Source organism: Micromonospora sp. NPDC049139 (assembly GCF_055586845.1).
Window position 1 is genome coordinate 25974 of sequence record NZ_JBVJHK010000037.1, and the last position, 6794, is coordinate 32767.

Here is a 6794-nt window from a genome sequence, read left to right on the forward strand (position 1 = left end):
GTCACCGCCGGTGCGGACGCGCGCCACGGGCGCGCCGTCAGCGGCGGTTGCCGCGCCAGCCGTGCACGGGCAGGTCGAACTTCGCCACCAGCCGGTCGGTGAACGGGCGGTCCCGCAGCCGCACGATGCGCACGGGCAGCGCGCCGCGCCGCACCGTGACCCGGGCCCCGGGCGGCAGGTCGTAGACGCGCCGGCCGTCGCAGGACAACACCGCGAGGGTGGTGAACGGGTCGACGGTGATGACGAACGTGGAGGTGGGCGCGGTGACCAGCGGCCGGCTGAACAGCGCGTGCGCGCTGATCGGCACCAGCAGCAGGGCCTCCACCTCGGGCCACACCACCGGCCCGCCGCCGGAGAACGCGTACGCCGTCGAGCCGGTGGGGGTCGCGCAGACCACACCGTCGCAGCCGTAGCGGGACAGCGGGCGGCCGTCCACGTCGACGAGCAACTCCAGCATCTGGGCGCGCTCGCCCTTCTCGACGCTGATCTCGTTGAGCGCCCAGGACTCGATGGTCGGGCCGCCGTCGAACTCGGCGGTCACGTCCAGCGTGAGCCGCTCGTCCACGGTGTAGTTGCGGCCCACCACGTCCCGCACCGCGCTGTCCAGGTCGTCGATCTCCGCCTCGGCGAGGAAGCCGACCTTGCCGAGGTTGATGCCGAGCAGCGGCGCCTTCGCCGGCCGGGCCAGCTCGGCCGCGCGCAGGAACGTGCCGTCCCCGCCGAGCGCGAAGACGATCTCCGCGCCCTCGGCCGCCTCCAGGCCGGTCACCGGCACCACGCCGGGCAGGTCGAGGTCGTCGGCCTCCTCGGCGACGACCCGTACCTCGAAACCGGCCGCGATGAGGTCGGCGGCCACCGCCCGCGCGTGCTCGGTGCTGCGGCGGCGGCCGGTGTGGGTCACCAGCAGGGCCGTGCGGCTCACCGGGACGGCCGTCCCGTCGCGCCCGCCCGGCACCCGCACGGCCCAGCCACGACTGCGGGGCTCGCCTGCTCGCTCACCCGGCCACCTCCTCCGTCGCCGTGTCCGGCAGGTCGCCGGACGGCACCGGGCCCTGCGGCCCGGCGGTCACCACGGCACGCACCCGATCCGGGTCGGCCGGCGGTGCGTCCCGGCGTAACCATACGAAGAACTCGACGTTGCCGCTGGGCCCCGGCAGCGGGCTCGCGGCCACGTCGGCCAGACCGAGGTCGAGCCGCGCCGCCGCGGCGGCGACGTCGAGCACCGCCTCGGCGCGCAGCGCCGGATCGCGGACCACCCCGCCGGCGCCGACCCGCTCCTTGCCGACCTCGAACTGCGGCTTCACCATCAGCGCGAGGTCGCCGTCGGGCCGGGTGCAGCCGGCCAGCGCCGGCAGCACCAGCCGCAGCGAGATGAACGACAGGTCGGCGACCGTGAGGTCGACCGGCCCCCCGATGGCCTCCGGAGTGAGCGTACGGACGTTGGTGCGCTCGAAGACCCGCACCCGGGGATCGTTGCGCAGCGGCCAGGCGAGCTGCCCGTAGCCGACGTCGACGGCCACCACCTCGGCCGCGTCGGCGCGCAGCAGCACGTCCGTGAAGCCGCCGGTGGAGGCGCCCGCGTCCAGGCAGCGCCGGCCGGCCACCCGCAGCCCGCCGGAGGCGAAGGCGGTCAGCGCGCCGGCCAGCTTGTGCCCGCCCCGGGAGACGTACTCCGAGCTGGGGTCCTCGCCCGTGACCAGCAGCGGGTCGGCGGGGTCGACCATCGCGGCGGGCTTGCGGGCGGGCACCCCACGCAGCTGGACCCGGCCGGCCTCCACCAGCGCGGCGGCCTGCTCCCGGGAGCGGGCCAGGCCGCGGCGGACGAGTTCGGCGTCCAGCCGGTTACGACGTGCCATGCGTGGTTCTTCTCCGGTCCGGTCAGGCCTGGTCGATGGTGGCGAGGGTTTCCCGCAGCGTCTCGTACGCCGCCTCGTACTGCGCGATCTGGTCGGCCGGGGCGAGCGTCGCGGCGTTGGCCATCGCGCGCACGGCGGCGTCGACGGCGGGGTGGCGCGCCTCGTCGAGGTCGTCGAGCGGCTCGGGGCGCGGCGGCCCGGGACGCGGGCCGGGCATGGGGCCCGGCCGGGCAGCGGGCGGCGGCCCGGGACGGGCACCCGGCGGCGGGCCGGGACGGTGGGGGCCGGTCACGATCCGCTCCCGGCCGCGGGGCGGATCACGCCTCGCCGCCCGGCTGCTGCCTGCGGGCGGACGCCTTCTTCACCGGCCGGGCCGGCCCGGCGTCGACGCCCTGGGCCTTCTCCGGCTGGACCTGCTCGACGTCCGCACCCTGGGCCTTCGCCGGCTGGACCTGCTCGCCGTGGCTGCCCTCGGCCGGGGCGACGGCCGACGGCGCCCGCTTCGCCACGGCCTTCTTCGCCACGGCCTTCTTCGCGACCGCCTTCTTGGCCACGGCCTTCTTCGCGATCGCCTTCTTGGCCACCGCCTGCGTCGGGCCGGGCGCGCCCGGCCCGACAGTGGGGGGCGCGGCCGGCTCGACGGCGCCCGGGGCCACCGGCAGGGTGGCGGGGGCCGCGGGGGTCGTCCTGGCCTCCCGGAGCTGGCGCTCCAGCTCGTGCACCCGGCGGGTCAGCTCGGCGACCTCGTCGGCGGTGGCGAGCCCCACCGCGCCGAGGGCCCGGTCGACCTCGAACCGGACCAGCTTGGTCAGCGCCTCCCGGTTCGCCGCGCCGGTGGAGACGAGTTCCTCGGCGAGCGCCTGCAACTGGCCGGCGGTCGCCCCGCCGGAGCCGACGAGGCGGCGCACCGCGTCCTGGGCCTTCTTCCGGGGCGCCTCCGTCAGGCCCATGGCCAGCTCGAGGTAGGCGCGCCACGCGTCCTGCATGCCTGAGTCCTTCCGCGGGGCGGGGGTGTGCAGGTGTCACGCTACCGGGCACCCCGCAACCCCCTGTGCGGTACGGTGCCGGGGACGGCGTGGCGAACGGCGAGGGGGCGACAGTGGCCAGCGTGGACGAGTGCCGGCAGGCGTTGCAGGAGCTGGCCGCCCGGCTGGACCGCAACGCGGAGACGGTGCGGGAACGAATCGACCTGGACCGCACGCTGGCCTGCCGGATCACGGACCTGGACACCGCCTTCCACGGCCGGCTCGCCGACGGCCGCCTGGTCGACCTGGCCGACGGAGACGACCCGAAGGCGAAGATCGCGCTGAGCACGAGCAGCGACGATCTGCTCGCGTTGGTGCGCGGTGAACTCGACATCACCCGCGCGGTCACGTCCCGGCGAGTGTCGATCAAGGCGAACCCGCTCGACCTGATGAAGCTGCGCAAGCTGCTCTGAGCCGCGGCCGAGGCAGCCTGCTCCGAGCCCTGGCCGGGGCGGCCCGACCACCGGGATGAGACCGGGCCGGGGGCGTTCGGGCCGGGGAGGGCGGGACCGTTCAGGCGGACAGGCCGAACGCGGTCAGCGCCTGCCCGGCCGCCGCCGACCCGGCACGCACCCGCGTCGCGTCCCCGGTCCAGGCGGCCGCGCACAACGCCGCCAGGGCGTCCAGCGGGCGGCCCGCCCCGGACAGCTCCAGCGCGCCGTCCCGCGACGCCACCGACCACCCGTCCGCCGGGCCCGGGACCCGCACCACCGCCGCCGGGTCGAAGAGCCCGGCGAGGTCCATCGCAACGTACGTCGGCCGGTGCTCCGGCGGGGCGGCGAGCAGCTCGGCCACGTCGCTGACGCCGGTGAACACCAGCAGGCTGTCCAGGCCCGCCCGCCGGGCGCCCTCGATGTCGGTGTCCAGCCGATCGCCGACCACCAGCGCCCGGCCCTCGCCGGCACGGCGGGCCGCGGTGGCGAACAGCGCCGGCTCGGGCTTGCCGACGACCACGTCGGGATCCCGCCCAAGCGCGGTCCGCAGCGCGGCGACCAGCGCGCCGTTGCCCGGTAGCGGTCCCCGACCGCTGGGCAGCGTCCGGTCGGTGTTGGTGGCGATCCAGGTCGCCCCGCCGCGTACGGCCACCGACGCCTCGGCCAGGTCCACCCAGCCGACCTGCGGCCCGTACCCCTGCACGACGGCGACCGGCGACTCGTCGGCCCGGGACACCGGCGTCAGCCCGGCGGCCCGGACCTCGGCCCGCAGTGCCTCGGCGCCGACCACCAGCACCGCGGCGCCGGGGGGCAGCCGGTCGCGGAGCAGCTCGGCGGCGGCCGCCGCGGAGGTGAGCACCTCCTCCGGCCGGGCGGGAACGCCCATCCCGGTGAGCAGGGCGGCCACCTCGCTGGAACGGCGCGAGGCGTTGTTGGTCGCGTACGCGACGCCCCGCCCCTCGGCGTGCAGCCGCCCGACCGCCTCGACGGCGCCGGGGATCGGCCGGTCGATCAGGTAGATCACCCCGTCCAGGTCGAACACGACCAGGGCGTACCCATCGACCAGCCGCTCCCCGGCGTCCGCCGTCATCGCTGCGGGGCGTCCGACTCGCCGGTGCCGGCCGACTCGCCACGGGCGGCGGCGTCGGTGGCGTCGGTCCCGGTGCCGTCGGCGGTGGGACCGGCCGCGACAGCGTGCGCCTCGTCGTCGGTCAGCTCGTCGTCGGCCAGGTCGTCCGTCGGCACGTCCGCGCTCCCGGCCTCGTCCCGCTCGCCGGCGGTCGGGCCGGCCTCGTCCCGTCGCCCGTCGTCGTCGCGCTCGGCGTCGCCGGTGAGGTCGGCATCCGGACGGGCCGGCACCGCACCCGGGGCGCCGGGACCGGCGGCGATCGCCTCGGCGGACTCCTCGTCCTCCTCGTCCCCCTCGATCACCACACCGTCGAGCTCCAGCAGGCGCTCGGCGGCGTCGGTCTCGCCCTCGGTGTCCACGTCGGCCGCCCGAGAGAACCACTCGCGGGCCTCCTCGCGACGACCGACCGCGAGCAGCGCGTCGGCGTACGCGTAGCGCAGCCGGGCCGTCCACGGCTCGGCCGCCTCGACGGTCAGCTCGGGAACCTGGAGCATGGCCACCGCGGCGTCCTTCTGGCCGAGGTCGCCGCGTGCGCCGGCCGCCACGATCAGCAGCTCGATCGCCACGGCCTGGTCCAGCTTCTCCCGGTCCGCACCACGGAACAGGTCGATCGCCCGCTCCGCCCGGCCCAGCGCCCGCTCGCAGTCCGCGAGCACCGCCAGGTGGCTCTGCAGCCCGGTCATCCGGTGGTACGTGCGCAACTCCGCGATCGCGGTCTGCCACTCCCCCGCGTGGTACGCGGCCAGGCCTACCGCCTCGCGGACGGCGGCGATCCGGGACGCCAGCCGACGGGCGGCCAGCGCGTGCGCCAACGCCTTTGCCGGGTCCTCGTCGATCAGCTGACCCGTGGCCACCAGGTGTCGGGCGACCGTCTCGGCGACCGGCTTGGCCAGCGACAGCAGCTCAGCCCGGACGTCCTTGTCGAGGTCGGTGGCAACGATCTCGTCGGGCAGCGTGGGAGCCTGGGTGCGCTCCCCCTCCGCCTCCGGACGCTCCCGCCGCTCGTCGCGGCGCTCACCGCCACGGAAGCCGCCCTCACCACGCTCACCGCCACGGAAGCCGCCCTCACGGTCGCCGCCCCGGTAGCCGCCCTCACGGCGCTCACCGCCGCGGTACCCGCCTTCGCGGCGCTCACCGCCGCGGTACCCGCCCTCGCGGTCACCGCCCCGGAAGCCGCCGCCCTGGCGCTCGCCGCCCTCACGACGGAACCCACCGTCGCGGCGCTCTCCACCGCGGAAGCCCTCACGGTCACCGCCGCGGAAGCCACCCTCGCGGTCACCACCCCGGTAGCCACCGCCGGGCCTGTCGCCACCCTCACGGCGGTCGCCGCCACGGAAGCCGCCCTCACGGCGCTCACCACCGCGGAAGCCACCGTCGCGGTCACCGCCACGGAAGCCACCCTCGCGACGCTCACCGCCCCGGAAACCGCCCTCGCGGTCACCACCCCGGAAGCCACCGCCGGGCCTGTCGCCACCCTCACGGCGGTCGCCGCCACGGAAGCCGCCCTCACGGCGCTCACCACCGCGGAAGCCACCGTCGCGGTCACCACCCCGGAAGCCACCCTCGCGGCGCTCACCGCCACGGAAGCCACCCTCGCGGCGTTCGCCACCGCGGAAGCCGCCCTCACGGTCACCGCCACGGAAACCGCCCTCACGGCGTTCGCCACCGCGGAAGCCGCCCTCACGGTCACCGCCACGGAAGCCACCCTCGCGACGCTCACCGCCACGGAAACCGCCCTCGCGGTCACCACCCCGGAAGCCACCGCCGGGCCTGTCGCCACCCTCACGGCGGTCGCCGCCACGGAAACCGCCCTCACGGCGCTCACCACCGCGGAAGCCACCCTCACGGTCGCCAGCGTCACGGCGGAAGCCACCCTCGCGCGGCGGGCCCGAACGGAACCCGCCCTCACGGCGCTCGCCGCCACGGTCGCTCCGGAAACCACCCTGGCGCTCGGCGCCGTCACGACGGGGGGCGCCGGCCGCGCGGGAGTCGCCATCACGGGAACCAGACCGGTACCCGCCTTCGCGGCGGTCGCCGCCGGCGTATCCGCCGCGCTGACCGCCCCGGTCATCCCGGTAAGACGGCCGGTCGTCACGGCGCGGGGCGCCCTCGCGCCCGCCCGGCCGGTCGTCGTAACGACGGGGACGATCTCCGCCCTGCGATCCTGAACTCACAGGTACATCCTTCCTCATTGCGCCACCTATGGCGCTACGCAGTCGAGGGCCGACCCGGATGGGGCGGCCCTCGACTGGAATGATTGTCCGGCGGTGTCCTACTCTCCCACACCCTCCCGAGTGCAGTACCATCGGCGCTGGAGGGCTTAGCTTCCGGGTTCGGAATGTAACCGGGC

8 protein-coding genes and 1 rRNA gene are annotated in these 6794 nt (G+C 76.4%); 2 read left to right on the plus strand and 7 right to left on the minus strand.

Annotation, left to right across the window (positions count from 1 at the left end):
* Nucleotides 1-37 precede the first annotated feature (37 nt).
* The 4 genes from ACZ6Q9_RS32925 to ACZ6Q9_RS32940 all read right to left on the minus strand — a co-directional run bounded on the left by ACZ6Q9_RS32925 (nt 38) and on the right by ACZ6Q9_RS32940 (nt 2842).
* Complete coding sequence (locus tag ACZ6Q9_RS32925) at nt 38-922, minus strand: NAD kinase (protein ID WP_393270106.1); 885 nt, start codon at nt 920-922, stop codon at nt 38-40.
* A 73-nt stretch (nt 923-995) separates the two neighbouring features.
* Nucleotides 996-1856: a TlyA family RNA methyltransferase gene (locus ACZ6Q9_RS32930; protein ID WP_396831184.1), complete on the minus strand. Its 861-nt coding sequence runs from the start codon at nt 1854-1856 to the stop codon at nt 996-998.
* 22 nt (nt 1857-1878) lie between these two features.
* Nucleotides 1879-2148, minus strand: coding sequence for a hypothetical protein (locus tag ACZ6Q9_RS32935; protein WP_396831185.1), 270 nt, complete (start codon nt 2146-2148; stop codon nt 1879-1881).
* 25 nt (nt 2149-2173) lie between these two features.
* Nucleotides 2174-2842 (minus strand): phasin family protein, encoded by a 669-nt coding sequence (locus ACZ6Q9_RS32940; RefSeq protein WP_396831186.1) that lies wholly within the window; start codon nt 2840-2842, stop codon nt 2174-2176.
* Between the two features lie 113 nt (nt 2843-2955).
* Here ACZ6Q9_RS32940 and ACZ6Q9_RS32945 point away from each other — a divergent pair, with 113 nt between their 5' ends.
* On the plus strand, nt 2956-3294 hold the full coding sequence (locus ACZ6Q9_RS32945; RefSeq protein WP_350712397.1) for an SCP2 sterol-binding domain-containing protein: 339 nt from the start codon (nt 2956-2958) through the stop codon (nt 3292-3294).
* A 100-nt stretch (nt 3295-3394) separates the two neighbouring features.
* Here the strand turns inward: ACZ6Q9_RS32945 and ACZ6Q9_RS32950 are convergent, their stop codons facing one another.
* Together ACZ6Q9_RS32950 and ACZ6Q9_RS32955 are read right to left on the minus strand one after the other, a co-directional pair.
* Nucleotides 3395-4405 (minus strand): HAD-IIA family hydrolase, encoded by a 1011-nt coding sequence (locus tag ACZ6Q9_RS32950; RefSeq protein WP_396831188.1) that lies wholly within the window; start codon nt 4403-4405, stop codon nt 3395-3397.
* On the minus strand, nt 4402-5298 hold the full coding sequence (locus tag ACZ6Q9_RS32955) for a tetratricopeptide repeat protein (RefSeq protein ID WP_466021468.1): 897 nt from the start codon (nt 5296-5298) through the stop codon (nt 4402-4404). Before ACZ6Q9_RS32955 ends, ACZ6Q9_RS32950 begins: the two co-directional genes overlap by 4 nt.
* A 3-nt stretch (nt 5299-5301) precedes the next feature.
* Between ACZ6Q9_RS32955 and ACZ6Q9_RS32960 the strand changes: the two genes are divergently transcribed.
* A complete protein-coding gene (locus ACZ6Q9_RS32960) occupies nt 5302-6612 on the plus strand; it encodes a hypothetical protein (protein WP_466021469.1) in 1311 nt (436 codons plus the stop codon).
* Nucleotides 6613-6703: 91 nt separating this feature from the next.
* Here the strand turns inward: ACZ6Q9_RS32960 and rrf are convergent.
* A 5S ribosomal RNA gene (rrf, locus tag ACZ6Q9_RS32965) occupies nt 6704-6794 on the minus strand; the annotation flags it as partial.

Coding starts and splice junctions, on each gene's coding strand:
- ACZ6Q9_RS32940 (WP_396831186.1), bottom strand. CDS start 2,842: ATGCAGGACGCGTGGCGCGCCTACCTCGAGCTGGCCATGGGCCTGACG.
- ACZ6Q9_RS32950 (WP_396831188.1), bottom strand. CDS start 4,405: ATGACGGCGGACGCCGGGGAGCGGCTGGTCGATGGGTACGCCCTGGTC.
- ACZ6Q9_RS32930 (WP_396831184.1), bottom strand. CDS start 1,856: ATGGCACGTCGTAACCGGCTGGACGCCGAACTCGTCCGCCGCGGCCTG.